Annotated in this window: 28 protein-coding genes; 15 read left to right on the forward strand and 13 right to left on the reverse strand. The window is 50.3% G+C overall.

All coding sequences use genetic code 11. The features are described 5' to 3' along the window. Position 1 precedes the first annotated feature (1 nt). Genes OOJ59_RS00180 through OOJ59_RS00195 form a run of 4 tightly spaced genes read right to left on the reverse strand, consistent with a single transcriptional unit; the run spans position 2 to position 2,269 of the window. Entirely contained in the window at positions 2 to 274 is a 273-nt protein-coding gene (locus tag OOJ59_RS00180; RefSeq protein WP_038637561.1) for a flagellar biosynthetic protein FliQ, read from the reverse strand. Between the two features lie 12 nt (positions 275 to 286). Continuing rightward, positions 287 to 1,045 carry a flagellar type III secretion system pore protein FliP gene (gene fliP / locus OOJ59_RS00185; RefSeq protein ID WP_038637565.1) on the reverse strand — a complete coding sequence of 253 codons (759 nt, stop codon included), beginning with the start codon at positions 1,043 to 1,045 and terminating at the stop codon, positions 287 to 289. Then, complete coding sequence (locus tag OOJ59_RS00190; protein ID WP_003838856.1) at positions 1,042 to 1,413, reverse strand: FliM/FliN family flagellar motor switch protein; 372 nt, start codon at positions 1,411 to 1,413, stop codon at positions 1,042 to 1,044. The genes fliP and OOJ59_RS00190 overlap by 4 nt, the downstream gene beginning before the upstream one ends. After that, positions 1,406 to 2,269: a FliM/FliN family flagellar motor switch protein gene (locus OOJ59_RS00195; protein WP_038637570.1), complete on the reverse strand. Its 864-nt coding sequence runs from the start codon at positions 2,267 to 2,269 to the stop codon at positions 1,406 to 1,408. The genes OOJ59_RS00190 and OOJ59_RS00195 overlap by 8 nt, the downstream gene beginning before the upstream one ends. Before the next feature lie 594 nt (positions 2,270 to 2,863). Here OOJ59_RS00195 and OOJ59_RS00200 point away from each other — a divergent pair. From OOJ59_RS00200 to OOJ59_RS00235, 8 genes are read left to right on the forward strand one after another with little or no spacing between them, the layout of a single operon-like run. Further along, on the forward strand, positions 2,864 to 3,850 hold the full coding sequence (locus OOJ59_RS00200; protein WP_038637572.1) for a sigma-54 interaction domain-containing protein: 987 nt from the start codon (positions 2,864 to 2,866) through the stop codon (positions 3,848 to 3,850). 47 nt (positions 3,851 to 3,897) lie between these two features. Then, complete coding sequence (locus tag OOJ59_RS00205; RefSeq protein WP_160956217.1) at positions 3,898 to 4,251, forward strand: flagellar hook-basal body complex protein FliE; 354 nt, start codon at positions 3,898 to 3,900, stop codon at positions 4,249 to 4,251. A 4-nt stretch (positions 4,252 to 4,255) separates the two neighbouring features. Continuing rightward, positions 4,256 to 5,935: a flagellar basal-body MS-ring/collar protein FliF gene (gene fliF / locus OOJ59_RS00210; protein ID WP_160956218.1), complete on the forward strand. Its 1,680-nt coding sequence runs from the start codon at positions 4,256 to 4,258 to the stop codon at positions 5,933 to 5,935. After that, entirely contained in the window at positions 5,913 to 6,929 is a 1,017-nt protein-coding gene (locus OOJ59_RS00215) for a flagellar motor switch protein FliG (protein ID WP_038637583.1), read from the forward strand. The genes fliF and OOJ59_RS00215 overlap by 23 nt, the downstream gene beginning before the upstream one ends. A gap of 3 nt (positions 6,930 to 6,932) precedes the next feature. Next, positions 6,933 to 7,643, forward strand: a complete 711-nt coding sequence (fliH, locus tag OOJ59_RS00220) for a flagellar assembly protein FliH (RefSeq protein ID WP_038637585.1) — start codon at positions 6,933 to 6,935, stop codon at positions 7,641 to 7,643. Continuing rightward, positions 7,636 to 8,976, forward strand: a complete 1,341-nt coding sequence (fliI, locus tag OOJ59_RS00225; protein WP_160956219.1) for a flagellar protein export ATPase FliI — start codon at positions 7,636 to 7,638, stop codon at positions 8,974 to 8,976. Before fliH ends, fliI begins: the two co-directional genes overlap by 8 nt. Before the next feature lie 2 nt (positions 8,977 to 8,978). Next, complete coding sequence (gene fliJ / locus OOJ59_RS00230; protein WP_087856494.1) at positions 8,979 to 9,422, forward strand: flagellar export protein FliJ; 444 nt, start codon at positions 8,979 to 8,981, stop codon at positions 9,420 to 9,422. Next, positions 9,419 to 9,814 carry an adenylyltransferase/cytidyltransferase family protein gene (locus OOJ59_RS00235; protein WP_038637597.1) on the forward strand — a complete coding sequence of 132 codons (396 nt, stop codon included), beginning with the start codon at positions 9,419 to 9,421 and terminating at the stop codon, positions 9,812 to 9,814. Before fliJ ends, OOJ59_RS00235 begins: the two co-directional genes overlap by 4 nt. Positions 9,815 to 9,831: 17 nt before the next feature. On the opposite strand, the gene OOJ59_RS00240 is transcribed toward OOJ59_RS00235, so the two are convergent. The 9 genes from OOJ59_RS00240 to flgA form a co-directional block, all read right to left on the reverse strand. Then, positions 9,832 to 11,034, reverse strand: a complete 1,203-nt coding sequence (locus OOJ59_RS00240; RefSeq protein WP_087856493.1) for a sulfatase-like hydrolase/transferase — start codon at positions 11,032 to 11,034, stop codon at positions 9,832 to 9,834. A gap of 1 nt (position 11,035) precedes the next feature. Next, positions 11,036 to 12,304: an ATP-grasp domain-containing protein gene (locus tag OOJ59_RS00245; protein WP_137346867.1), complete on the reverse strand. Its 1,269-nt coding sequence runs from the start codon at positions 12,302 to 12,304 to the stop codon at positions 11,036 to 11,038. Next, complete coding sequence (locus OOJ59_RS00250) at positions 12,301 to 13,416, reverse strand: DegT/DnrJ/EryC1/StrS family aminotransferase (RefSeq protein WP_038637606.1); 1,116 nt, start codon at positions 13,414 to 13,416, stop codon at positions 12,301 to 12,303. The genes OOJ59_RS00245 and OOJ59_RS00250 overlap by 4 nt, the downstream gene beginning before the upstream one ends. Beyond that, positions 13,413 to 14,489: a glycosyltransferase family 2 protein gene (locus OOJ59_RS00255; RefSeq protein ID WP_087856490.1), complete on the reverse strand. Its 1,077-nt coding sequence runs from the start codon at positions 14,487 to 14,489 to the stop codon at positions 13,413 to 13,415. Before OOJ59_RS00255 ends, OOJ59_RS00250 begins: the two co-directional genes overlap by 4 nt. A gap of 31 nt (positions 14,490 to 14,520) precedes the next feature. Beyond that, complete coding sequence (locus OOJ59_RS00260) at positions 14,521 to 17,082, reverse strand: glycosyltransferase (RefSeq protein ID WP_160956220.1); 2,562 nt, start codon at positions 17,080 to 17,082, stop codon at positions 14,521 to 14,523. A 56-nt stretch (positions 17,083 to 17,138) separates the two neighbouring features. Next, positions 17,139 to 18,083 (reverse strand): lysine-N-methylase, encoded by a 945-nt coding sequence (locus OOJ59_RS00265; RefSeq protein ID WP_085047736.1) that lies wholly within the window; start codon positions 18,081 to 18,083, stop codon positions 17,139 to 17,141. 135 nt (positions 18,084 to 18,218) lie between these two features. Then, positions 18,219 to 18,647: a flagellar protein FlgN gene (gene flgN, locus OOJ59_RS00270; RefSeq protein WP_038637617.1), complete on the reverse strand. Its 429-nt coding sequence runs from the start codon at positions 18,645 to 18,647 to the stop codon at positions 18,219 to 18,221. A 12-nt stretch (positions 18,648 to 18,659) separates the two neighbouring features. Next, positions 18,660 to 18,947, reverse strand: coding sequence for a flagellar biosynthesis anti-sigma factor FlgM (gene flgM, locus OOJ59_RS00275; RefSeq protein ID WP_038643000.1), 288 nt, complete (start codon positions 18,945 to 18,947; stop codon positions 18,660 to 18,662). A 99-nt stretch (positions 18,948 to 19,046) separates the two neighbouring features. Then, on the reverse strand, positions 19,047 to 19,814 hold the full coding sequence (gene flgA, locus OOJ59_RS00280) for a flagellar basal body P-ring formation chaperone FlgA (protein ID WP_193156905.1): 768 nt from the start codon (positions 19,812 to 19,814) through the stop codon (positions 19,047 to 19,049). An 82-nt stretch (positions 19,815 to 19,896) separates the two neighbouring features. On the opposite strand from flgA, the gene flgB reads away from it, so the two are divergent. The 7 genes from flgB to flgH are packed head-to-tail and all read left to right on the forward strand — an operon-like array spanning position 19,897 to position 25,079. After that, positions 19,897 to 20,244 carry a flagellar biosynthesis protein FlgB gene (gene flgB, locus OOJ59_RS00285; RefSeq protein ID WP_042310529.1) on the forward strand — a complete coding sequence of 116 codons (348 nt, stop codon included), beginning with the start codon at positions 19,897 to 19,899 and terminating at the stop codon, positions 20,242 to 20,244. 2 nt (positions 20,245 to 20,246) lie between these two features. Beyond that, complete coding sequence (gene flgC, locus OOJ59_RS00290; protein ID WP_006685942.1) at positions 20,247 to 20,678, forward strand: flagellar basal body rod protein FlgC; 432 nt, start codon at positions 20,247 to 20,249, stop codon at positions 20,676 to 20,678. Beyond that, positions 20,678 to 21,565 (forward strand): flagellar hook capping FlgD N-terminal domain-containing protein, encoded by an 888-nt coding sequence (locus OOJ59_RS00295; protein ID WP_085047734.1) that lies wholly within the window; start codon positions 20,678 to 20,680, stop codon positions 21,563 to 21,565. Before flgC ends, OOJ59_RS00295 begins: the two co-directional genes overlap by 1 nt. 26 nt (positions 21,566 to 21,591) lie before the next feature. Then, positions 21,592 to 22,794: a flagellar hook protein FlgE gene (gene flgE, locus OOJ59_RS00300; RefSeq protein ID WP_085047733.1), complete on the forward strand. Its 1,203-nt coding sequence runs from the start codon at positions 21,592 to 21,594 to the stop codon at positions 22,792 to 22,794. Positions 22,795 to 22,803: 9 nt separating this feature from the next. Continuing rightward, complete coding sequence (locus tag OOJ59_RS00305) at positions 22,804 to 23,541, forward strand: flagellar basal body rod protein FlgF (RefSeq protein WP_038637629.1); 738 nt, start codon at positions 22,804 to 22,806, stop codon at positions 23,539 to 23,541. Between the two features lie 30 nt (positions 23,542 to 23,571). Continuing rightward, entirely contained in the window at positions 23,572 to 24,357 is a 786-nt protein-coding gene (flgG, locus tag OOJ59_RS00310) for a flagellar basal-body rod protein FlgG (RefSeq protein ID WP_038637632.1), read from the forward strand. Positions 24,358 to 24,413: 56 nt separating this feature from the next. Next, entirely contained in the window at positions 24,414 to 25,079 is a 666-nt protein-coding gene (gene flgH / locus OOJ59_RS00315) for a flagellar basal body L-ring protein FlgH (RefSeq protein ID WP_038643004.1), read from the forward strand. Positions 25,080 to 25,089: the final 10 nt, after the last annotated feature.

Raw genomic sequence — 25,089 nt, forward strand, 5'->3', positions numbered from 1 at the left:
GTCAGTGCACCAGAATGGCGGCCTGAGAGAACAGATGCACGCAGAGATCGCTCAACTGGACGATCATCCATTTTCCGCAAATACCCAATACCGCGAGGGTGACGATCAGCCTGGGTAAAAAACTTAGCGTTTGTTCGTTAATCTGCGTCACAGCCTGAAAAATGCTGACCAACATACCGACCAGCAGGCTGGGAACGACTAACACGCAGACTAAAATGATCACGACTTTTATACCGCTGGCGACGATGTCTGCGGCTACATCAATGGTTAGCATGTCAGCTCTCCGTTAGCCCAGTCCCAGACCGCGAATGCTGGAGGTCAGCGTACCAACGGTCAGCGCCCAGCCATCAATAAGCACAAACAGCATCAGCTTAAAGGGCAGCGAAACGATCAGCGGTGACAGCATCATCATCCCCATCGCCATCAGTACGCTGGCGACGATCAGATCGATCACGAGGAACGGAATGTAAATCATAAAACCTATCTGGAAGGCGGTTTTGAGTTCGCTTAGCACATAGGCGGGAACGATAATAGAAAGATCCTGATCGACTGCATTCCCTTTCGCGTTGGCGATCGTCATTATCTGCGCAATCGCTTTTTTATTGGTTTGCGCCAACATAAAACGTTTCAATGGCGAAGCGGCTGTACTCAGGGCGTCGGGGAGCGTGATTTGATCGTTTTCAAAAGGGACTACGGCATGATCGTAAATGTTGATCCAGATTGGGCGCATCACCAGCATGGTTAACGACAGGGCAATGCCAATCAGTATGCGGTTCGGCGGCGTTTGCTGCAGCCCTAATGCCTGACGCAGCAGGGAAAGAACAATAATAAAACGGGTAAAACAGGTCATCATCAGCACCAGGGTAGGCAGAATGCCCACCAGGGTCATCAGGATTAGGACCTGGATTTTTACGCTGTATTCCTGGCTATTTCCGTGTGAAACCACATTCAGCAACGGGATATCTCCCCCTTGCGCGCAGGCAAAGGGAGAAAGGATGAGTAACGAGATACCCAGTAAGAGCGTGAGTGTTGGCGCGCGTTTCATGGTGCCAGGTCGTTAATTTCATGCGTGTTGAATTCAAGGACGCGCAGGCCATATTTTTCGTTGACCACAACCACTTCAGCCTTACCTAGCAGGATATTATTGACCTTAATATCCAGCGGTTCACCGGCGAGTTTATCCATCTCGATGACGGTGTCATCATCAATGTTTAGCAGATCGGCCAGCATCACCTCCACGGAGGAGACTTCCAGCGTTAGCGTGACTGGAATACGTTTGAGTAATGACATCGACTCGGAAAAACGGTCTTCTAAACGCGCTACCAGCTTTTCAGTGACAGACGGCGCGGGTGGCGTAGTTGCTTCGGGGGCTAACTCGAAGCCTTGCTCTAAAATATCTTCTGGCTTACTCATAGGATTTCTCCGTCTTGCTCGTTAATTCGGACAAAAACAGTTTGTCTTTATCCTCTACGATCAGGGCATTAAATAATTCGGATTTCCCGATATAAACAGGGAAAGTATCAGGCATCGCAATCGGTAAAATATCGCCGGGTTTAATCGTCGTCAGATCGGCAACATTCAGAGGAATTTCTGCAATCTTCACGTTCATGGTTAGCGGCAGCGTATGAATGATTTCTTTGATCAGCGTTTTTTTACGCGTTTCAGCGCTGGCTTTATCAATCTGCTTTTTTTTCTCTCCATGCTCGCTACGGCGAATCAAATTCAGAATATAATCGGTATGCGAATCGTCCAGTAAGATGCGGAAACTGCAATTCTCATCATCACCTAATACAAATGTAAGCTGATAAGCCCAGTGGGTTTGTATGGTGCTGCTGTCGGGTTTGAGCGTCAGTGGAATACCAGATATATTTTTATTAAAAATGATATTGCAAATATCCAGCGCCAGTCTGCTTCGCAAGCGGATTTCCGTTTTGGTTGGTAAATCATCCTGCGACTTCTCGTCGGCGAGAGATGATGCCAGACCATAAAAGTTACCTAATAACATTAACAATAATGCGCGGTCGATATCAAAGGCCAGATGCCCAACCTGAGAAACTAATAACTCCGCACTTTTATTGATAACATCCATCTCACACTGTATTTTTTTTAGTGTTATATTTGTGCGGTGTTTTTTCAGGAAATAGTTTCCAAGATGTGATTCAATTGTATCAAAACTTCCCGTAAACATAGTCGGCAGACGATGATATGGACGTCCAAGCCGGTTTCCTTCAAGTTTAAAGATTCCGGGCGTTTGACTATATTTCAGCATGGTGCGCTTTCTCAGCTGTAATTTCTGGGGCGGATGAGTTGATATCAAATCCCGCGGTTATCAAAGAAAATACAAATCCATTTAATTTATTACTCATCCTTGACGCTATTCTCATAGTGTTGAAGTCCATTAGATATGAAATGCAGTACCTGGGCTCTTCACTGATCCAGGGCTGGATATTAGATATTTTACCCCTCCCTTCTGCAAGTTATTAATGGGGATGAACTATAATTAAAAAATAATTAATTACACATCCGTGATGTTGCCCGCCTACAGTCTGTCGCTGCGTAGGGTTATCTTACTGTCTATTTTTTATGCTGATTTTCTTGTAGTTGTTTGTTTTTCAAGGAATAATATTTTTATTATCTTTTAATTTAAGATTGTTAATGATACCGGTGATAGTATTTTTTTTAGGAAAAACCCTATTTGAAAATAGTCTCCGATAGGGCTGCCCTGTGAAAGGGCGGTAAAACATGAGCAAGGATGGGATTAAGACATGGCACGGGTGATATCTATTATTCGATGATTGTGCTTTGGAATGATTTGTATATTTCTCGTAACGGATGTTAACTTTACTTCTAAGTGTAAATAATCATGTTTGAACTTATTGCCGAAGCAGCCTCCAGCATTAACGTTTTTTCAATGGCAAGACGTATTGCTGCTTTTAATGTTCCAGTACTTATCCATGGCGAAACCGGTACGGGTAAAGAATGTATCGCCAAATTTATCCACTCGATTGCATTTGCGCAGGAGGCGTCGGCGCCTTATATCGGTGTGAATTGCGCTGCTATTCCTGAAAATATGCTGGAAGCCACGCTCTTTGGTTATGATAAAGGGGCGTTTACCGGGGCAGTGGCCACCGTACCGGGAAAGATGGAATTAGCTAATAACGGTACATTATTACTGGATGAAATCGGTGATATGCCGTTGGCGCTACAGGCCAAGATACTGCGCGTATTACAGGAACAACAGGTTGAGCGTTTAGGCAGTAACCGTCTCATCAAATTAAATTTTCGTTTAATTGCCTGCACCAATAAAAACCTTGAAGAAGAGGTTGCGGCAGGACGCTTCAGAGAAGATCTCTATTATCGCATGTCAGTGATTCCGTTGACGATGCCGCCCTTGCGCGAGCGTATGGAAGATATTATCCCATTGGCGGAATCCTTTATTAAAAAATACTCCACGGTGCTGGTAAAAAATATCAAGCTTTCTGAATCGTCACGCCGGGCATTACTCAGCTATGCGTGGCCGGGTAACGTACGCCAACTGGAGAACGCGATTCAACGAGGAATGATCCTTAATCGTGATGGCGTTATTTATCCAGATACGTTAGGTCTGCCATCTATTGAGTCCGATTCCTGGAGCGAGCCGCAATGGCAACCTAAACCCAGCGCGCAAATCACCACCAGCGCCAATCTGGGCCAGCATGGTCGTAGCGCGCAGTATCAATATATCGCTGACCTGATGCGCAAATATCAGGGTAATAAAACCAAAATCGCTGATTTATTAGGAATCACCCCACGTGCGCTTCGTTATCGTCTGGCATCAATGCGAAAACAGGGAATAGAGATATTTTCCTGAATCAGTCTGTGGTACCGAGAACGCTTTTCTAATTTTAAGAGTAGGTCATGAGCATAAATACGATAGCCCCAGCCAGTACGATGCAGACGCAAATGATGCAGGACATGCAGCAGATGAAAGCGGTCGCGCAAACGCCCGTCCTTTCGCCGATGCAGGTTAACGCCCAGCAGGCATCATCTCCGGTTTCGTTCGACCACGTTATGCAAGGGGCGCTGAATCATGTTGATCGGTTCCAGCAGGTTGCGGAACAAAAACAAACGGCCATTGAGATGGGGAAAAGCGACGACCTGGCGGGGGCGATGATCGCCAGCCAGCAGGCATCGTTATCGTTTTCCGCGCTGGTGCAGGTACGTAATAAAGTCGCTTCCGGATTCAATGACCTGATGAGCATGTCAGTCTAACGCTATGAATGAACTAATAAAAAAAGTTACTCAGTTTTTACCATCCTTCTCTTTCAGGCTGGATGGTAATAAACGTCTGGCGTTACTGGCGGCAGCGGCTGTTGCGGCTACCGCCATTATTGTCAGCGTGCTATGGAATGGCAACCACGGCTATGTTTCGCTGTACGGTAGCCAGGAGAATATCCCGGTTTCGCAGATCGTCACCGTACTGGATGGTGAAAAGCTGGAATACCGGATCGATCCGCAAAGCGGACAAATTCTGGTTCCGGAAGAGGCCTTGTCCAAAACGCGAATGACGCTGGCGGCGAAAGGCGTTCAGGCCATGCTGCCCAGCGGCTATGAGCTGATGGATAAAGATGAAGTGCTGGGCGCCAGTCAGTTTGTGCAAAACGTCCGCTACAAGCGGAGTCTGGAAGGCGAACTGGCGCAGAGCATCATGACGCTGGACGCCGTCGAGAGCGCCCGAGTGCATCTGGCGCTGAATGAAGAGAGTTCCTTTGTCGTCAGCGACGAGCCGCAAAACAGCGCCTCGGTGGTGGTGCGTCTGCATTATGGCAGCAAGCTGGATCTGGACCAGGTGAATGCTATCGTGCACCTGGTGTCCGGCAGCGTGCCTGATTTGAAAGCTTCGCAGGTCAGCGTTGTCGACCAGGCGGGGAATTTATTGTCTGACGGTATTGGCGCGGGTGAAGCGGTTTCTGCGGCGACGCGTAAGCGCGACCAGATCCTCAAAGATATTCAGGATAAGACCCGCGCCAGCCTCGCAAATGTTCTCGACTCGCTGGTCGGCACTGGCAACTACCGGGTGAGCGTGATGCCGGATCTCGATCTGAGCAATATCGACGAAACCCAGGAGCATTACGGCGACACGCCAAAAGTTAACCGTGAAGAGACGGTACTCGATAGCGATACCAGCCAAATCGCCATCGGGATCCCCGGCTCGCTGAGTAACCGTCCTCCAGTGGCGGCAAATCAAGTGACGAATGGCGCCAATGGAACCGCGCCAGAGGAATCTAACCAGCCCGCTGCGTTGTCAAAGCATAGCGAGAACAAACGCGACTACTCCTGGGACCGTAGCGTTGAACATATCCAGCATCCCGGTTTCGACATTAAACGTTTAAATGTGGCTGTGGTACTTAACCAGAGCTCGCCTGCGTTGAAGAACTGGAAACCGGAGCAAACCACGCAATTGACGGCGCTGTTGAATAACGCCGCCGGGATTGATGCCAGGCGTGGCGACAATCTGTCTTTATCGCTGCTTAATTTTGTGCCGCAGTCGATCCCCGTCGAGCCGGTGGTCCCCTTTTGGAAAGATGACGACATTCTGGCCTGGGTGCGTCTGATTGGCTGCGGTCTGTTGGCTCTGCTGTTGCTGCTGTTTGTTGTTTGCCCGGTCATGAAACGGTTGACCGCCGAACGTCGCCGGACGTCGGCGCCAGAGCTGGCGCTGGACGCCGCACCGATCGCGATTCCTGCGGACAAACCCCATTTTGCGGCCGCTGAAGATGAACGTAAAAATATCGAACTGCCTTCTTTCCCTGGTGACGATAGCCTGCCTTCGCAGAGCTCCGGTCTGGAAGTGAAGCTGGAGTTCCTGCAAAAACTGGCGATGAGCGACACCGATCGCGTAGCTGAAGTTCTCAGACAATGGATTACCAGCAATGAGCGAATTGACAATAAATAACGGCAGCAACAATAGCTATCTGGAACAGGCCGCAATTTTATTGCTGTGTCTGGGCGAGGAGGCGGCAGCCACGGTGATGCAAAAACTCAGCCGCGAAGAGGTGGTTCGCCTGAGTGAAAACATGGCGCGTCTGTCTGGGGTAAAAACCAGCATAGCTAAAAAAGTGATCAATAACTTTTTTGATGAATTCCGCGAACAAAGCGGTATCAACGGCGCATCGCGTTCCATGCTGCAAGGGATCCTCAATAAAGCGCTGGGCACAGAAATCGCCAGCAGCGTGATCAACGGTATTTATGGCGATGAGATCCGTTCGCGGATGGCGCGTTTACAGTGGGTGGAGCCGCGCCAGTTGGCGATACTGATCTCAGAAGAGCATTTGCAGCTACAGGCCGTATTTCTTGCCTTCCTGACGCCAGAGATCTCGGCCACGGTACTGTCTTACATGAATGAGTCAGTGCAAAACGAGATCCTCTATCGCGTAGCTAAACTGAACGATGTGAACAGGGACGTGGTGGATGAGCTGGATCGTTTGATCGAGCGTGGGCTGTCGGTACTTTCTGAACATGGCTCGAAAGTGAAAGGGATCAAGCAGGCTGCGGATATCGTGAACCGCTTCCAGGGGAATCAACAGGTGATTCTCGATCAGCTGCGCGAACGCGATGAAAATGTGCTCGAACAGTTGCAGGATGAAATGTACGACTTCTTTATTCTGAGCCGCCAAACTGACGAAGTGCGTCGTCGTCTGCTGGACGAAGTACCGATGGAAGATTGGGCGGTGGCGCTGAAAGGTACTGAAGCGCTGTTACGCCGTTCGATTTATGCCGTGATGCCTAAGCGTCAGGTACAACAACTGGAGGCGATAACCTCACGTCTTGGTCCGGTTCCGGTGAGCCGTATTGAACAGATACGCCGTGAAATCATGGGAATTGCCCGCGAGCTTGAGGAAGCGGGTGAAATACAGCTACAGCTGTTTGCTGAACAGACGGCGGAGTAACCTATGGCGATTGAAACCATTCGTGGTCGTTACCGGCTGCATCGTTTTCCTCCTCGCCAGCGCCATCTACAGGCTGAACAGCTCACGCCGGGGATTACTCCGGCGGATTATCAGCGCCAACTGATGGACGGCTTCCAGGAAGGGCTGCAAAAAGGTTTTGAGCAGGGGATGACCGAAGGCCAGGAGCAGGGTTTTCAGGAAGGTCATCAGAAGGGGCACGATGAAGGTCGTCGTCAGGGATACACTGAAGGCAGCCTGGCCGGACAGCAGGAAGGGCGCAAGCAGTTTGAACGCGCCGCCCAGCCGCTGGAGGCTATCTCCGGCAAAGTGAATGACTATCTGGCGCACGTCCAGCGTAAACAGCGGGAAGACCTGTTGCAGCTGGTTGAAAAGGTGACCCGCCAGGTGATTCGCTGTGAGCTGGCGCTGCAACCGACGCAGCTATTATCGCTGGTCGAAGAGGCAATTTCGGCCTTTCCGGCGATGCCTGAGTCGCTACAGGTGCTGCTAAGTAACGAAGAATTTAACCGCATCAAAGATGTCGCGCCTGAGAAGGTCACTGCCTGGGGACTGACTCCCTCTCCCGATCTACAGGCGGGCGAGTGTCGGGTTATTACCGATAAATCCGAGCTGGATATTGGCTGCGAGCATCGCCTCGAGCAATGTATGTCGGCACTTAAAGAGTCGCTGCTGCCGGAGCCGACGGGTGAGTGATCTTTCCAGCTTCGACAACGCGCTGCGTTCTATTGAGTCGATTCCTTTAGCCCGGGTTGCCGGGCGACTGGTTCGCGTGAACGGCATTTTGCTGGAGAGCGTGGGCTGCCCGTTGATAACCGGCCAGTTGTGCCGTGTTGAAAGCGCAAACCATACGCTGATCGACGCGCAGGCGGTGGGATTTAATCGTGATATCACCTACCTGATGCCCTTCAAACACCCCGTCGGACTGATGGCGGGGGCGCGCGTATTCCCCGAAGAAAAAGCCCAGGAGATCCTGATCAGCGAAAGCTGGCTGGGGCGGGTGGTCAATGGCCTGGGCGAACCGCTGGATGCCAAAGGCCGTCTGACCGGCAATGATGTGCTGGCACCTCAGGCGCCGTCTATCAACCCCCTTACGCGTCGGTCGGTGAACCAACCGCTGGATGTTGGTGTAAAAGCAATCAACGGGTTATTAACTATCGGCAAAGGCCAGCGCGTGGGGTTGATGGCTGGCAGCGGCGTGGGAAAAAGTGTGCTGCTGGGGATGATCACCCGCCAGACCAAGGCCGACATCGTGGTGGTGGGGTTAATTGGCGAGCGTGGCCGCGAGGTGAAAGAGTTTATCGATCACTCGCTGGGCGCGGAAGGGTTGGCAAAATCCATTATTGTGGCGGCTCCGGCGGATGAGTCGCCGTTGATGCGTTTGAAAGCCACCGAGCTGTGCCACTCTATCGCCGCCTGGTTTCGCGATCGTGGGCATCACGTTTTATTGCTGGTGGATTCGTTAACCCGTTATGCCATGGCGCAGCGTGAGATCGCGTTGTCATTGGGAGAACCTCCGGCGACGAAAGGCTATCCGCCCTCGGCGTTCGGTATGATCCCTAAGCTTGTGGAAAGCGCCGGCAACAGTGAAAGTGAAGGATCAATGACCGCCATTTACACGGTGCTGGCGGAAGGGGACGACCAACAGGATCCAATCGTTGACTGCGCGCGCGCGGTGTTGGATGGACATATCGTACTGACCCGTAAGCTGGCGGAAGCCGGGCATTATCCAGCCATTGATATTGGGCAGTCGATCAGTCGATGCATGACCCAGGTTACGCCCTACGAGCATCAGCAATCGGCCCGTCTGCTGAAACAAAACTATGCCGCCTATATGGAAATTAAGCCGCTGATCCCGTTGGGGGGCTATGTTGCCGGAGCCGATCCCAGCGTTGATAAAGCCGTCAAAGTGTTCCCCGCCATCGAGCGTTTCCTGCGTCAGGAGGTAAGTGAACCCGCGTCACTTGAACTGGTGCAAAGTCGTTTACAGGCCCTTTTCCCCCAGGCAAAGAAAACGGAAGGTAAATAATCATGCGGCAAATTATTGATACCCTGGCGCAGTTGCAGCGTCTGCGGGATAAATCAGTCAAAGACATGACGGTCCAGTTGGCTAAACAGCAGCAGGTCTGTACCGGCTTTGACAATAACATCAAAGCGCTGGGTTACCTTATTCAAAAAACCAGCACCGGCGTTGAGGCGCCTTCGGTTGAATCACTCAAAAACGTGACCGGATACAAAGGCACGCTACGCACGGTGATTGCCTGGCAGGAACAGGAAAAAACGCTGGCTAAAATCAAAGAGCAGCGTATTCAAAAAAATCTGGTCGCCGCGGCTTGTGAAGAGAAAATTGTCGCCATGACGTTGGCAGATAAGCGTTACGCGCTGAGCAATGAGGCGCAGGTAAAAGAGCAAAAAGCCGTAGATGAAATCGCCGCGCAATGTTGGCTAAGACAGAAGACGCTGGGACTGGTATGAAAACGATCATTACTTTCGGCACATTTGATGTTTTTCATATTGGACACCTGCGTATTCTTGAACGCGCCGGGCAATTGGGTGAGCGGCTGATTGTCGGCGTCTCCTCAGATGCGCTAAATATGCATAAAAAAGGCCGGATGCCGGTTTATAGCCAAAGCGATCGCATGGGAATTGTTGCCGGACTAAAATGCGTGGACAGCGTGTTTCTCGAAGAGTCGCTGGAGAAAAAAGCGGATTATATTCGCCAGTTTAACGCTGATACGCTGGTGATGGGCGATGACTGGGCCGGACGCTTTGATAGTTTGTCGTACCTGTGCGAAGTGGTCTATTTTCCCAGAACACCATCGATATCCACCACCTCGATTATTGAGGTGGTGAAGGGATACAAATAAAAAATTCGTGGACTGGGTTATTCTTCCGGTTTCATCTTGTTTTTATTTTTTATCCACACATCCAGCTGTAATTTCATATCATCAATATGTTGCACAATCAACGGTACCATGTCGGCTGAGAAAAAATGCTGCATATGCGGATGAATGCCGCCAGTACGTTGCCGATGTGCTTTATCAAGATCAAGGTAAGCTTCTCCTGATTTCTTATATTTAATTAAGGGTAATATATCAAAGTGATTTGCCGGGTCAGCCTTCCATAAAAACATCTTTAGCTGATTATCGACCTTCATTAAGTGAAAGTGTTCGGAAGTGATGGCATACCCTTTCTTGAGTGGACTTCCGCCATGCTGACTTTTCTGTTGTGCAAATAGATTACGACTGTAACAAAAACGGCGCTGTGGCGTTAATGCGAAAGCTTGTTTTTCAATACCTTCAGCAGGCGTTATATCAAGTAAGGTCAGTACTGTATTGTAGATATCGACCATACTGACCATATGGTTTAAATCAACGGCTTTCATGCCTGGACAGAAAATAAATGCTGGGGTATGAACTAATGGCGTGTAGGGTTCAATACCATGCGTATAACCGCCATTAAATCCGTGCCCCCAAAAGTCATCGCCATGATCGCCAAAGGCGATAATCATTGTATTATCAAGCTTTTTGTTTTCCATCAACATTTTAATGGTCTGACCGACCATTAAATCCATACTTTGGTAGCCACGCTGCCAGCGTTCGAGGCTGTTACTGCCCCCTCTTTTGATATCATCGTAATAACACAGATGACTACTGAGGTTCCACAGATAGAGCGCGAAGGGCTCCGGGCGGGAAATGACCTGCTGCATTTCAGCCTGCATTATTTTCGCGCTGTCATACCAATTAAAAGTATCCGTTTCACTCCAGATGGTATCCACATTTGCCCAGTTTTTGGGATACCCCATACCAGCAGCGGTGTATCCGTGCTGCTTTAAAACGTCGAAAAGCGCGGGGCCGTGACGATGGATGGAGATGTTTTCTTCGAGATGGGTGTTATGTTCTAACGTATTGTCATCACCATGCAAGAGATCGCTAAATGCCATCAGTGAGGAGGTGGCAGTAGAAATGAAATTATTAAGTCGTAGCGACTGGTTATAAATTTTATTCGTAAAAGGAAACCACTGGCGATTGTTAAAGATCGTGTGATTGAGACTTTCGAGATGCAAAAATATAATATTTTTCTTCATGTTATTCACATATTAATAGTTCGAGCATGCTGATGTCGAAGACAGGAAGTCCGGTGACCGAATTAACTTCCTGTCGTTCAGAGAAACTGTCGTCGATAAATATGGCGTCGGCCTCGTCAATATAATCACTTTTCTTATCGTTTTTACCTAAGTGGGTAATGGTGTCAAAGAAATTGTTAATCCGCCGTTTCGCCAGTTCAGCATAAATGTCACCGGCATGACGCGTAATGAGATGAATTTTTATCCCGCGATTCAGACATTGGCAGAGAAAAGTGAAGACAGGCACGCAGAGTTTATCTTTGATGACGACGGTATCATCGTAGTCGATGTAGACATGTCGAAACGTGAAATTATGCGTATAGTGATTCGTTAAGCTACGTGTAATTTGCAGGTTTTTACTGAGCGGGTGCAATTTGACGTTTACCCGCATACTTTCGTACAACGTCAGCATGGCGAAATTAACGCCATTAGCACGATTAAGCGCCATTGTGCCTGCAATACGCGGCGCGACTTCCAGTAATGTCAAAGTACCTGAGGCAGAACGCTTCAACTGAAAAAACCATGCGCCGTAGAGCTGCAATTGCTGCGAAATAGCGCGAGCGTAAGCGTCCACTTCCGGCAGACTCACTAAGGTTGAGGTCATTGCAATACCGGCACGTATACGTGAGCGTATGCGAGGTTGGCAAAACAGTAATCCCTGAGCGCGATCGGAAAAACAATCAACCGTAAACTCTTCCCCACTTAAATATTCGCAAACAATCAGATCATCTCTTTCTGCCTGTAATGATGCCAGCATGGCTGGGGTATCAACACGCGCTGCTCCCTGCGCGCCCTGACCGCGATCTGGTTTAACAAAAACGGGCCATTGCTTTATCTCAGTAACGTCGTTAAAGATCTGCGGGGTGGGAATTGAATGTGTGAGAGCCTGATATGTTTTACTTTTAAAACGCGTAATCTGGCAGGTTTCTTGCGATGGGCAGAGTACCGTGGCGGAAAGCGCGCCCCGGTTTTCAGATAAGGCAAGAAGGGCTTCATCATGTGCCGGGAAAATGTAATCAATTTTTTCTTGCAGCACTAATGCCTGCAATGTGGGTAACCAATTGCAATGCGTAACGTCAGGTACGATATGGTACTCGCTGGTGTAATGTCGGGCATGGCTATCGTAATCCGCCCCGGCTAAAACCAGATTTACGTTTTTTTCGTATCGAAGAGACAGGTAAATTTCTCTGCCAATTTCGGTCCCTGCAGGGAAGATAAGTACATTGATCATGCTGTTATGAGCTCAATAATAGTGCTGAGTTCTTCGGGGGTCATATCAGGATAAATCGGCAGACACAGCACCTGTTCGGCGATTTGGTTCGCCACGGGCAGCGTCTCTTTATTGGCGCCAGACATGTTTTTGTACATGTTAAGATTCGACAGCAACGGGTAGAAATAACGCCGCGTTAAAATGTTATGTTTTTTGAGATGATCGTATAACGCATCTCGCGACATTTTATAGTCGGGGCGCACCAGGATCGGGAAATAACTGTAGTTACTCTTAAGATTGGCATTGCTGTCAGGAATAACGATCCCTTGCGTATTGGCGAGTTGCTCTCGATAACAGCGATCGATTTTTTGGCGCCTGGCTATCGCCTCATCAATATAATTTAATTGTAAGAGACCAAAAGCCGACTGGATTTCATTCATTTTGCCATTGATGCCTGGCGCGACAACGGTTAACTCGTCAGCAATACCAAAGTTTTTCAGGTAATCGATCCGTTGTTTTGTTTTTTTATCGTAACTGACGATGGCGCCACCCTCAAAAGTATTGAACACTTTTGTTGCATGGAAGCTGAGGACCGAAAGATCGCCATGACGTAGAATGCTTCCGCCGCAATCTTCTACAGCAAAAGCATGTGCCGCATCATAAATGACGGGAATACCATAATTATTGGAAATTTTTTCTATTTCAGTAGTGTTACAGCTTTGGCCGTAGACATGCACCGGCATAATTAACCCTGTTTTCGGGGTAATGGCCGACTCAATCAGGTGCGGGTTGATATTAAAGCTGTGTGGTTCAATATCAACAAATACTGGCGTTAATTGGTTCCAGAGAATGCTATGAGTCGTGGCAACAAAAGAATAAGGGGTGGTAATGACCTCGCCTTTAATTCTCAGCGTTTGCATTGCGGCAATTAACGCGATAGTCGCATTACAAAACAGTGAGATATAAGGAACGTTCAAGTAAGACGCTAACCTTTCCTCTAACAGTTGATGCATGACGCCATTATTGGTTAACTGCTTACTTGACCAAATCTCTTGCAGATACGGCATAAACTCCTCGAGTGGAGGTAAGAAAGGTTTGGTGACCGTAATAAGGTTATGATCTGCTTGTTTCATTGCTGAGGGTCCTGAGGGAATTTTTCACTAATCTGTTGATAGTGTTCTGGCAGTCTGGTTTTCAGACTGGTAAGGAGCGTGCTTCTGATCTTCTTATCAGTAATACTTTTTAACGCGGCAAAATATAATTGAGGTAATATTTCCAGGCGACTATCACAATAGATGATGGCCTGAACAATATGATATTGTGCTTTGCTGACGTCTTTATGGTGAATGGCCACGATAAAACCCTGGAAATGTAGCAAGGGGTCGGTTGGCTGTTTAAGCAACAGTTCGTCAATATCTTCTTTGATCAGCGTATGGTCGGGATGAGCATACTGCTTCCAGCGGCTGTTCATCGCGTCTACCCAGGCCTCTTCATGTTTCCACTGATTAAGGATCATCATCCGGTTTTGGTACATTAATTTGCTGTTATCTTTTCTGTACCAGGTGTTGTTGTCATGGCGACGGTAGTAAGCCACTAAACGTCGGGATGAAATAAAATGCCCCTGGCGGGAAAGTTTCAGAAACATATCCCAGTCTTCCTGTACCAGTTCAGGATCGGAGCGCTCTATCTTCAGATACGCCTCGCGGCGGATTAACGATCCGATATAAAGACTGAGATTGCCTGATACCAGAAGGTGATGAAAAACATCGCCATCAAGGAATATATCGCTGTAGGGAAAACGCGAGCCATCAGGCATGATGACCTCAATGGCGCTATAGCACATGACGCAATGTGGATTTTTCTCGAGAATATTAACCTGATGGGAGATTTTGGTGCGGACGATAAGATCATCAGAGTCGACGACAGCAATATATTTACCCGAGGCCATATTCATTGCCTCGATGATCGGTTTATCACCAATTTTATTTTTCTGCGAATAATAGTTAGTTTCGCGTAGGATCGTTTTGCAATTATATTTCCGTTGATATTTTTTAATGATATCAACAGACCGATCGGTAGACGCATCATCGACGATGATCACTTCGATATTTTTCCACGTCTGGTTAAAGACGCTATCCAGCGCCTCTTCAAGGAAAGCATCGTGATTATAACTGGTGACGATAATACTCACTAAAGGCGTTGGCATAGATTCATCTCTGGCGACAATTACTGTGTTATCAACTAAATAACTTCTGTTGCAGGCTTATCAGCAACGTATTGCTGTGTTGTTGGGGCGACGCCTCGATGAGGCTTACGATTTCCTGAGCTGCCCGTTTCCCCGCCTGTCCATCCATAAATGCATCACAATAGTGGCGGCGAATCTCAGCTAACGGCGTTTCCAGCGCAGCCCAATCAAACGCGTCGGAGAGCGCGTTGCGTAACGCCTGTATGTCCTGAGCCACCGGGAGAATGTCACGGATACGTTGATCGGCACTGTCAGGGGTAGAGAAACTTTGTTGTCCATCCAATAGCGAAGCCATACCTGGCCAGCTCAGTAAAATGACGCGTTTATTCATATGAATAGCGTCAAAAATAAAGCCGCTGCTGTCCGTCAGGATGTAATCTGCTTGTGCAATAAGCGCCAGCAGATGCTGTGGGTCGTCGAGTCTGTTCTTTAAATAGCGCTGCGCCAGCGCCAGAGAGGCGGTTTCCTCCGGTCTGTGAAGGGTGCCATGATGCAATTTTGTGACGATATTATATTCATGACTTAAGCGACCGAGCTGTTCCGCCCAATGGGGCAGCGAGCTTAGCGCGCCATAGGTAGGGGCATACAGAATGGTCTGTTTTTTCGCATTGAGCTTCAGACTGTTTGGCAACGTGTTATCAAAAGTGTGGTTGTGCCACTCATCGAAGCGGGGATTGCCGACCACTTTTGCACTACCGCCAATATCAAGCGCGTGCTGGCTATAGTGGCTGTAGCACAGGATGCGATGATAAAAAGCGTTCCACCAGGCATGGTTCCACTCTTCTTTCGCCAGGCCATACATGGCACGCACATGGGTATCCGCCAGCCCGTTTAGCAACGGTGTGTAGTAGGGGCTTACCAGGCATTTGAAACGCTGGCGTTGCTGAATGACCGTAGAAAGGCGTGTTCCGCCCAGCGCGGAGTCGTTAATGGTTTTAATCGTCGCTGTCATTTCATCCAGAAACGACTTGTGTATTTTGTCACTCACCAACAACGAGCAAGAATGGCCCATCGCCTGAAGCGCGCTAATAATGGGGCGGTACACCGTGTAATGCAGCGATGTTTCCATATAGAAGCCAATGGCATCGATATGAGTGGAAGTCGACGGTTGCGAGTTGCTTACCAGCGCGTTGACGGTCTCGGGTTTTTTATTAATTTTATTGAAGTAGTAGCCGATGTTATCGGTTTCTTTCTTTTCGATATCGCTATATCCCGCACGCTGATAACAAATGCTCGGATAACACGAGAGCCATTTTCCTTCACGTAGCAGCGGTTGCCATTGCCCTTCGAGGGTGTCGGAGAGGTCATGCTCCATTTGCTGAGCCAGCGTCGGGTAATAACGGCTGTTTACCAGATAGGCGCAAACTTTATTGCAGTCGCGGGCATGGATCATGCCCTGCAGGCTTTTCAGTTCGCTGCCTTGCTTAATTTCTCCGCCGAGGATGACCACTTCCCACGGAAAATTAGGTAACGCGCTCAGGAGCGAATTGAGTACCCGAATATGCTTTTCCTGCTTGAGGATCACGCTGTCATCTTCAAGTAACAGGTAGTTTTTCCAGCCCTGACGCTGCGCCAGTTGCAGCGCCTGCATATGGGACTGACGGCGACCAATCTGGCCATTGGTTGCTACTGATGCGGCCAGTCGGGTAACTTTTTCCGCGGGAAAATTAAGAAACGACAGCTCTTGCTGGATGTGCGCTAAACGATCCGGGCGCGAATCCAGATTCACGATCACCACCTGATCAATGTAATCCCAGCGGATCGGTTGATGATGCGTGGCGTTATGCAGGCTTTGATACCAGTTTTTTAGCATTGGGTCGGTAACCGCCTGTGCCAGCGTGGTTTCCTGCGGCTCGCTGCTTCCCAATACAAAGTCTTTATCGAACGTATTTTGGCTATGCGAGATACAAATGATGGTGCGCTCGCCCGGCAATTGAAGTGGATTCACGGTGAATTGATTGGTGAATCCTTCTTCTTCGCCTAAGTTACATTCATCATCGTAACGGTGCTTTTTCAAATAATTGCGATGGTAGCAAAAGGTGCCGTTGAGAATGTTTTGCGGGCCAAAGCTGCGGCTTTTAAACAAGCGGTTGATATGGCTATACCAGATGGGGATTTGATCGGAACCCGAAATCAACGCCCGATGACGTTGCATCATGTCGATGGTGTAAGAGATCTTATCCGCCGGATAATAGTCATCGTCATCCATACACAGAATATATTCACCTAACGCCAGCGCATTGAGCATATTCCGCTTTCTGCCCAGCGTCAGTTTTTCCGGATGATAGATATAACGAATATTAAATTTCTCCGGGTGATTCTGTGTCAGCCTGTCAATGACCGACTGATGGCTTTGCGGGGAATCATCGAGGATCACTAGCTCCCGGCGGTCGGCAGGGTAATCCTGGTAGCGGAACATATACAGTAAATAGGGTAAGAAAGCGGCGCGGTTCCACGTTGGGGTAATGACGCTGACAAACGGTTTTTCACGGCCAGTTTCCAGCGTTTTGACAATGCCGGTCAGGGCGGAACGAGCTTTAGAGGTTTCAGGCATGGTGATGTGTATTCGCGGTTCGAAAAAGGACCGGGCATTCACCCGGTCAACAGGTGCTAACGTGTAATCAGGGAAAACGCCGAGAGCAGAGGGTCTCCCGGCAATATGTTCACAATATGCTGGCGCAGCGAGATGGCATGCTCGCTATTGCGCCACGCTTCAAACAGCGCGAAAAGGGCATAAATTTCGTCGTGGCTTAATGCGGAACCGTCCAGTGTCCACAGGCAAAACAGTGTACGAATCATAAAGACGTCAGCGACCAACCAGAAGAAACGCTGGAGCGCGCTTTCATCGTCATGTTGCGGGAAGGTATCGTGATAAAGGCGATAAATCAGATAGTTACTGAAAATCCAGGCATCCTGCGCGAAATAGCGCTCCCAGGTCATTAACCACTGATCATGCAATTGCTGTTGGAGCAAGGCTTCACTGTTAGCATCTTGCAGCATCAGCAGGCTTACCTGCAGGGGCAAGGTCAGCTTACGCGCGCTTTCCGGCAACAGTTCCCAATTGAAATCGCAGTTGCCCATTTGGGTGATCATTTCCCGCTGCAACTGGGGCAGACTGGGCAGTTGTGCGAATTGCTCCTGCAGTTTTCCACTTTGCGCATGGTCAGCCAGCACCTGCGGTAGCGAAGCCAGCTTTTCCAGCGTCTCGTCGCTACTGTCTGGGCATTTCTCACAAAAAGAGAGCATGATGCCCAGCGCATAGAGGCGCAGCTCCGGTGACAAGCCTGGCAGGGTAATGGTATTCAGAGCAGATTGATTCAATACCTGATCGCGTGGGGATAACGTCGGGCTGTCAGGGGCGGCCGCACATTTTGAATGATGCAAGACAAAGGCATTGGGATCGCCTAATGCAGCCTGGCAGCTGGCCGGATCGGTTAAGACCAGACTCTGACGAACTTCCGTTTTCCAGCGCACGTTGACCAGTAAAGCGGAATCCGGATGGTGGGATAAAAACAACCGGACAAAGTCAGGCTCGTAACAATCAATCATACTCATAATGTGTTCTCAGTAATCCCAATATTCAAAATCTGGCTATGACAGTGCAATATCCATGCCTGAATTTTAATTATATTTATATCAATTGGTTAGATGAGGCGCGGAAAGCCGGTTTCCGCGTCAGGGAAGGAAGTTTTAGCGCTGGTAAATAAAATCGGGCTCAGTACCTAAAAAAGCCTGAATAAATTCATACTGACGGATCAGCAGATCGCCGTTTTTTTCGTTGTACATCTTGCAGCGTTTCGCTTTTTGCTCAAGGCTTTGCCACCAGCCCTCTGCGGCAGTTTTCTGCACGCCCGGCAGCCAGCTAAAGACCTGTTCTATCCCTGCACGATTGACGCTTACGCCCAGCAGTTGCAGGAGCGACCGGCGCTGTTGGCTGCTGTTTTGCAACTGCTCATAATGCTGTTGAATAAGTTCATTGACGGCCAGTAGTTCGTCGCTGTCGCGACGGATCATACACAGACGTTGTTGTTCCAACTGGTGTCTGAGCGCGTCATACCGCGTCCCGTCCTCGCGGATGCCCTGAAGCAGAGTTTTCACCTGCTGTAGCCTGGTACTCACTGTTGTAGCCTCTTATTTCTGGAAAAAGCTGAGCATGTCCCCAGCCAGTTGATCGGTATCAACCTGCAAATCGCCTGAGGCCAGCATGGCCTGCATTTGCGCCACTTTGTCGTAATCAACGTCACTTTGCGTATCACTGTTCAGCGTTTGCTGCGCCGTTTGTAATCCCGCCTGAGTAATATCGTCGGCGGAAAGCGATGCGGAACTGGACGCGCTCGTCTGCACGCTGCTCTTGTCTGCACGCGCCTGTTCGGTTGTCGATGCAGGGCGATTGCCTGGCAGAGTTGGGGTAATTTTCATAGCAACCTCGTACATATTCCGTTGGGTTGGTTATCTGTTATTGGCTAAAAGCGACGGCAATAGAGGAAAACTTTAATCCCATCACAAAAAATCCCCGCACTATTCCGCCGTCAGCGTGGTGACCACGCCGGTATCGTCCACCATCCCGCTAATGATCCGCTGGCTGCTGCTGTTGCGAATTTTTATCACATCCCCTTTACGACCATTCTTCAACGCCACGCCCGGAATTGAGGCGGTGATCCCGGCCATGTGGGAGACGATCATCACCGACTGGTCGCGTTTGACCAGTACGGGCAGTACCAGCTCGCTACGGGTAATCGGTTTGCCCGGTTGCAGGGCGCGCTTGCTGGTGAGACCAATCGCCTCATCGATATTCGTCATCAACCCTTCGCGCTGGTTGCTGATATTGAATTTTTTAAGCTGCAGGTCGTCGGCGGTGATTACCGTATCTCGCGCAATCAACGACTTTGGCATGACCACCGGAATCGACACATCGGGGCGTACCGCCACGTTAAATTGCCAGCCATTGCTGCCCGGACAACTGACCACAAAGTTCATTCGTGACAGGACCATCTCCGGTGATGTGCTTGAGGTAACCTGCGGCGCCGACGCGCATAGCGCGCTGGTACTCACGGCTGAGGGAATATAAATATTGAACGTGTAGCGATAGTCCTGCCACTGCTGTTTGCGCGCCAGCGCGTCAATTTCATGACTGGCGGCATTGAGAATCTGCGCGTTGATCTGTTCCCGGGCGCTGTGCTGAATGGGATGGACGGCGGCATATACGGGTAAGCCACAGCATATAGCCAGCATCATTTCCACGGCAAAGAGGAAAGAGGGCTTCCTTCTGTGAGGGTGTCTTTTCATAAAGTCATTTCTCATCAATCACTTAAAAGTTGGCATACATATTGCTAATAACAGCGATATCTACGCAGGAGTGATGCAAGAAATGGGAATCAGTTTTCAGCAGGCATTGGGTGTACATCCGCTGGCAGTGAAGTTACGTCTTGAGAGGACCGAGCTACTGACTGCGAATCTGGCAAACGTCGATACACCAAATTTCAAAGCCAAAGATATTGATTTTGCCGCTGAGATGCAACGGGCAAGTCGTACAAATGTTCCGCCCGAGGTTGACGTGAAATACCGCGTGCCGATGCAGCCTTCAGAGGATGGCAATACCGTAGAGCTGAATACCGAGCAGGCCCGGTTTTCACAAAATAGTATGGATTATCAAAGCAGTCTGACTTTTTTGAATCTGCAACTTAGCGGCATCAAAGAGGCCATTGAAGGGAAATAACCATGTCGTTTACTGATATTTACCAGATTTCCGGTTCGGCGATGACGGCGCAAACCATCCGTCTGAATACCGTCGCCAGCAACATGGCGAATGCGGAATCTCCTGCCAGCAGCGAGGCGCAGGCCTATAAGGCGCGCAGCCCGGTTTTTGCCGCGGTTTACAACAATAGCCTGATAGGGGGACATAACCGTCACGCCATTGATGGCGCCAGCGTACAAGTGCAGGACGTCATGCAAAGCGGCGGGGCGGTAAAGCGTTATGAGCCGCATCACCCAATGGCGGATCAGAACGGTTTTGTCTGGTACCCGGACGTCAACGTGGTCGAGCAAATGGCTGACATGATGTCCGCATCACGTGATTTTGAAACCGACGTTGATGTGCTGAATAACGTCAAAAGTATGCAGCAAAGCTTACTCAAACTGGGAGAAGTGTAATGAATACCCTGGCTCTGTATGCCCAATCTCAGGCGCTGGCTTCTTCTCAGGAGAAGACGACGGCGGTTGCTGAAAATAACGTCGGCGCCACGGCGCAAAGCACTAATGTGGGAGACAGCAGTTCTTCGACGACGTCGTCAACGACGGATACCAGCGACACCAGCAGCACCACAACAACCACCACGTCCACCGAAACCTCGGCGGTCGACACGTTTCTGACGCTGTTTGTGGCTGAAATTGAAAACCAGGACCCGACCGATCCCACCGATCCTACGGCCTATATCGATCAGCTCTCCTCAATGGCGCAGGTGGCGATGATGGAAGAGATGAGCGTCCAGGCCAACACCAATGCCGTGCTGATGAGCAACATCCAGGTGATGGCGCTGGGAAATATGGTCGGCGACGACATCATGGTGCAAACCACCTCGCTGGATATCGAAGACAACAGCAAGGCGATCCAGGGGCGCGTCACGTTGGATGACAGCTGTACCGATGTGGATCTGCACTTTACCGATGAAGCGGGTGATGACTACACCGTGTCGCTGATCCCGGAAGGTGAAACCTCCGTCGGACCCGGCCAGGTGGACTTCGACATCAATCCTGCGGATTACGGCATCCCCCCGGGCGATTACAGCGTTTCCGTGGTGACCAATACCGGGGAAGAGGAAGTGCCGATCGAGGTGACGGGCCAGGTGGAAGATGTGCGTATTCCGCTTGATGGCAGCACGCCGGTGCTCAACGTTGACGGCGTTGGCGAAGTGCCATTCACCATGATCACCCAGTTTGGCGTACCGGACAGCACCGACGGAACCAGCGGTTCCGATGACACCACGCCGCCAGATACTGACGACGGAAGCGATAACGCCAACAGCAATATGGTGCTCTGATTTAGTTAATCTTACAGGAAGAAACAATGAGTTATGAAATTGCAGCGACGGGGCTAAACGCCGTCAACGAACAACTGGACGGCATCAGTAACAACATCGCTAACTCCGGTACGGTGGGTTATAAATCAATGACCACCCAGTTCTCCGCCATGTACGCCGGGACGCAGGCGATGGGCGTGAGCGTGGCCGGTTCCGCACAAAGTATCTCCACCGGCGGCTCGATGGTTTCAACCGGCAACGCGCTGGATTTAGCCATTAACGATGATGGTTTTTTCGTCATGTGCGATAGCGCAGGGAATATTTCCTATACGCGTGCCGGCTCTTTTGTGACCGATAAAAACGGCTATATCGTCAATGCGTCCGGTGATTACCTGCAAGGTTATCCGGTTGATGACAGCGGCACGCTGCAAACCGGTACCGTCACTGATATCCAGATTAAAACCGGCAACATCCCGGCGCAGGCCACCGATAGCATGACCTTCACGGCAAACTTTGACGCCAGTGATGAAACGATCGATCGCACCAGCGTACCGTTTGACGCGAACAACAGCGATACCTATACCGACAGCTACACCACCACTGTGTATGACTCGCTGGGTAACGAACACTCGGTTAGCCAGTATTTTACCAAAACCGCCGATAACACCTGGGAAGTACAGTACACCTTTGATGGTGAGGCGCAGAGCGGCGTCCCACCGACCACGCTGACCTTCGACTCAAATACCGGCAAGCTGACATCGCCAACAACACCGCAAACCATCACGTTCACTACTGATGACGCTGCGCCGATTTCGATGACCATTGATTACTCAGACTGTACTCAGTACGGCTCTGATTTCTCGGTGACAACCAACTCCGCAACCGGTTATGCCTCGGCAACGCAGAACGGCGTGCAGGTGGATGATGACGGTAAAGTTTACGCCACCTACAGCAACGGCGAACGTATGCTGCAGGGGCAGGTCGTGCTCGCTACCTTCCCGAATGAGAACGGACTGGAAGCGGTAAGCGGCACAGCCTGGGTACAGACGGGCGAATCCGGCACGCCGCTAATTGGCACGCCTGGCTCCGGCTCTTGCGGCACGCTCTCCTCCGGCATGCTCGAAAGCTCCAATGTGGATATTACCAACGAACTGGTCAATCTCATGACCGCCCAGCGTAATTACCAGGCGAACACCAAGGTGATTTCGACCAGTACGCAGTTGGATCAGGCTCTCTTCCAGGCGATGTAAGGCTAAGAAATGGATCGGTTGATTTATACCGCACTCAGCGGAGCCACCCAGACGCTGCTCGAGCAGCAAATTAGCGCCAATAACCTCGCCAACGTTAACACCAATGGTTTTCGCGCGGATATGGCGATGGCGAGTAACGACAAAGTAAAAGGCGGTGGTTTTGATACGCGTTTTATGGCGAAGGAGAGTCCCAGCGGCGTCAATGACAGCACTGGCGTGGCGGAAAAAACCGAACGCCCGCTAGATGTTGCTATTCAGGGACCCGGCTATATCGCCGTGCAGGATAAAGCGGGAAACGAGGTGTACACCCGTAACGGCAATATTCAGCAGGACGATCAGGGGCAACTGACCATCGACGGTAACGTGGTGCTCGGGGATAACGGCCCGATTATTTTACCGCCAAACGCGATTGCCTCTTTCGGCAGCGACGGCACGCTCTCCGTCACGCCTGACGATGGCGATGTTACAGCAACGATGGATATCGATCGCCTGAAGCTGGTGGATATTCCGGTCGCCAATCTGGCGAAAAATAGCGAGGGGATGCTGGTCACGGCGGACGGCGTACCGGCGCAGCGCGATGAGAACATCAAAGTGAGCGGCGGCTTTCTGGAAGGCAGTAACGTGTCTGCGGTGAGCGAAATGATGTCATCTATCGCGATGAACCGTCAGTTTGAAGCGCAAATCAAGATGATGAAAACGGCTGAAGATCTCAGCGACTCAGGCAACAGGCTGCTACGCGGCTCCTGAGTCGTAGCCTTTAATCAGGGATAAAGTTTTATGAATGCAGCGTTATGGATCAGTAAAACCGGCCTGTCGGCGCAGGATGCTGAGATGAGTGCGATTGCCAACAACATCGCCAACGTCAATACCACGGGCTTTAAGCGCGACCGCGTGATGTTCCAGGATCTGTTTTATCAGACTCAGGAAGCGCCGGGCGCCATGCTCGATCAAAATAACATCATGCCGACCGGAATGCAGTTCGGTAGCGGTGTTCGTATTGTGGGAACGCAAAAAACCTTCACCGAAGGGAATGTAGAAACCACCGACAATACGATGAATGTGGCCATCATGGGACAGGGGTTCTGGCAGGTGCAAAAAGCCAATGGGGATATCGCTTATACCCGTGACGGCAATATGCAGGTTAACGCTGATGGCGTGCTGACCAACTCCCAGGGGTTGCCGTTACAGCCGGAAATTGATGTGCCAGCGGGTTCAACCAGCGTGTCATTTGCTTCCGATGGCACGGTGAGCGCGATTTTACCCGGCGACAGCGATCCCACTGAGCTGGGACAGCTAACGCTGGTGAATTTCGCCAACCCGGCCGGGCTTTCAGCCGAAGGCGACAACCTGTATCTGGAAACGGCGGCCAGCGGTCAACCGACGGAAGGTATTCCGGGGGAAGATGGTCTGGGAACGTTACAGGATAAAGCACTGGAAGGCTCGAACGTGGACATCGTCAACGAAATGGTGGCGATGATCACCGTACAGCGCGCCTATGAGATGAACGCCAAAATGGTCTCTGCGGCAGACGATATGCTGCAGTTTATTAGTCAGACACTGTAACTCAAGAATGTGAAATGCCGGATGGTACAGCGCCATCCGGCAGAAATAGGCAGAACGTGAAAAATTATCTCTGGCTGATGGTACTGCTTCCCCTGTTAAGCGGGTGCGAATCGCAGGCCCTCCTGGTCAAAAAAAATGACGAATTCTTTGCTCCTCCCAAAACGGAAGCGCCGCCAACGGCGGATGGTCGCGCGGGGGGCGTGTTTGAAACGGGGTATAACTGGTCGCTGACGGCGGACCGCCGCGCCTATCGCGTGGGTGATATCCTGACCGTGATGCTGGAAGAATCCACCCAGTCGAGCAAACAGGCGAAAACCAATTTCGGTAAGAACAATACCGTCGACATCGGCGCGCCGACGCTGTTCGGACATACCAAAGATAACCTTTCCGCTTCCGTAGACGCCAATCGTGACTTCAACGGGACGGCGACCTCGCAGCAGCAAAACAGTTTGCGCGGTGAAATTACGGTGTCGGTACACTCGGTACAGTCGAACGGTATCCTGGAAATTCGCGGTGAAAAATGGCTCACCCTTAACCAGGGCGATGAGTACATTCGCCTGAGTGGCCTGGTGCGCGCCGATGACATTCAGAACGACAACTCCGTCTCATCGCAGCGTATTGCGGATGCACGCATCTCCTACGCGGGCCGTGGCGCATTGAGCGATGCCAATGCGGCGGGCTGGCTGACGCGTCTGTTTAACCATCCTCTCTTCCCGATCTAAGCAGGATTTT

The sequence above is a fragment of the Citrobacter sp. W9 genome (assembly GCF_026719375.1).
GTDB classification, from domain to species: domain Bacteria; phylum Pseudomonadota; class Gammaproteobacteria; order Enterobacterales; family Enterobacteriaceae; genus Citrobacter; species Citrobacter werkmanii.

Bases quoted from the DNA above. Each gene is read 5' to 3' on its own strand.
- OOJ59_RS00180 (WP_038637561.1), bottom strand. From the start codon at position 274: ATGCTAACCATTGATGTAGCCGCAGACATCGTCGCCAGCGGTATAAAA.
- fliP (WP_038637565.1), bottom strand. From the start codon at position 1,045: ATGAAACGCGCGCCAACACTCACGCTCTTACTGGGTATCTCGTTACTC.
- OOJ59_RS00190 (WP_003838856.1), bottom strand. From the start codon at position 1,413: ATGAGTAAGCCAGAAGATATTTTAGAGCAAGGCTTCGAGTTAGCCCCC.
- OOJ59_RS00195 (WP_038637570.1), bottom strand. From the start codon at position 2,269: ATGCTGAAATATAGTCAAACGCCCGGAATCTTTAAACTTGAAGGAAAC.
- OOJ59_RS00200 (WP_038637572.1), top strand. From the start codon at position 2,864: ATGTTTGAACTTATTGCCGAAGCAGCCTCCAGCATTAACGTTTTTTCA.
- OOJ59_RS00205 (WP_160956217.1), top strand. From the start codon at position 3,898: ATGAGCATAAATACGATAGCCCCAGCCAGTACGATGCAGACGCAAATG.
- fliF (WP_160956218.1), top strand. From the start codon at position 4,256: ATGAATGAACTAATAAAAAAAGTTACTCAGTTTTTACCATCCTTCTCT.
- OOJ59_RS00215 (WP_038637583.1), top strand. From the start codon at position 5,913: ATGAGCGAATTGACAATAAATAACGGCAGCAACAATAGCTATCTGGAA.
- fliH (WP_038637585.1), top strand. From the start codon at position 6,933: ATGGCGATTGAAACCATTCGTGGTCGTTACCGGCTGCATCGTTTTCCT.
- fliJ (WP_087856494.1), top strand. From the start codon at position 8,979: ATGCGGCAAATTATTGATACCCTGGCGCAGTTGCAGCGTCTGCGGGAT.
- OOJ59_RS00235 (WP_038637597.1), top strand. From the start codon at position 9,419: ATGAAAACGATCATTACTTTCGGCACATTTGATGTTTTTCATATTGGA.
- OOJ59_RS00240 (WP_087856493.1), bottom strand. From the start codon at position 11,034: ATGAAGAAAAATATTATATTTTTGCATCTCGAAAGTCTCAATCACACG.
- OOJ59_RS00245 (WP_137346867.1), bottom strand. From the start codon at position 12,304: ATGATCAATGTACTTATCTTCCCTGCAGGGACCGAAATTGGCAGAGAA.
- OOJ59_RS00250 (WP_038637606.1), bottom strand. From the start codon at position 13,416: ATGAAACAAGCAGATCATAACCTTATTACGGTCACCAAACCTTTCTTA.
- OOJ59_RS00255 (WP_087856490.1), bottom strand. From the start codon at position 14,489: ATGCCAACGCCTTTAGTGAGTATTATCGTCACCAGTTATAATCACGAT.
- OOJ59_RS00260 (WP_160956220.1), bottom strand. From the start codon at position 17,082: ATGCCTGAAACCTCTAAAGCTCGTTCCGCCCTGACCGGCATTGTCAAA.
- OOJ59_RS00265 (WP_085047736.1), bottom strand. From the start codon at position 18,083: ATGAGTATGATTGATTGTTACGAGCCTGACTTTGTCCGGTTGTTTTTA.
- flgM (WP_038643000.1), bottom strand. From the start codon at position 18,947: ATGAAAATTACCCCAACTCTGCCAGGCAATCGCCCTGCATCGACAACC.
- flgA (WP_193156905.1), bottom strand. From the start codon at position 19,814: ATGAAAAGACACCCTCACAGAAGGAAGCCCTCTTTCCTCTTTGCCGTG.
- flgB (WP_042310529.1), top strand. From the start codon at position 19,897: ATGGGAATCAGTTTTCAGCAGGCATTGGGTGTACATCCGCTGGCAGTG.
- flgC (WP_006685942.1), top strand. From the start codon at position 20,247: ATGTCGTTTACTGATATTTACCAGATTTCCGGTTCGGCGATGACGGCG.
- OOJ59_RS00295 (WP_085047734.1), top strand. From the start codon at position 20,678: ATGAATACCCTGGCTCTGTATGCCCAATCTCAGGCGCTGGCTTCTTCT.
- flgE (WP_085047733.1), top strand. From the start codon at position 21,592: ATGAGTTATGAAATTGCAGCGACGGGGCTAAACGCCGTCAACGAACAA.
- OOJ59_RS00305 (WP_038637629.1), top strand. From the start codon at position 22,804: ATGGATCGGTTGATTTATACCGCACTCAGCGGAGCCACCCAGACGCTG.
- flgG (WP_038637632.1), top strand. From the start codon at position 23,572: ATGAATGCAGCGTTATGGATCAGTAAAACCGGCCTGTCGGCGCAGGAT.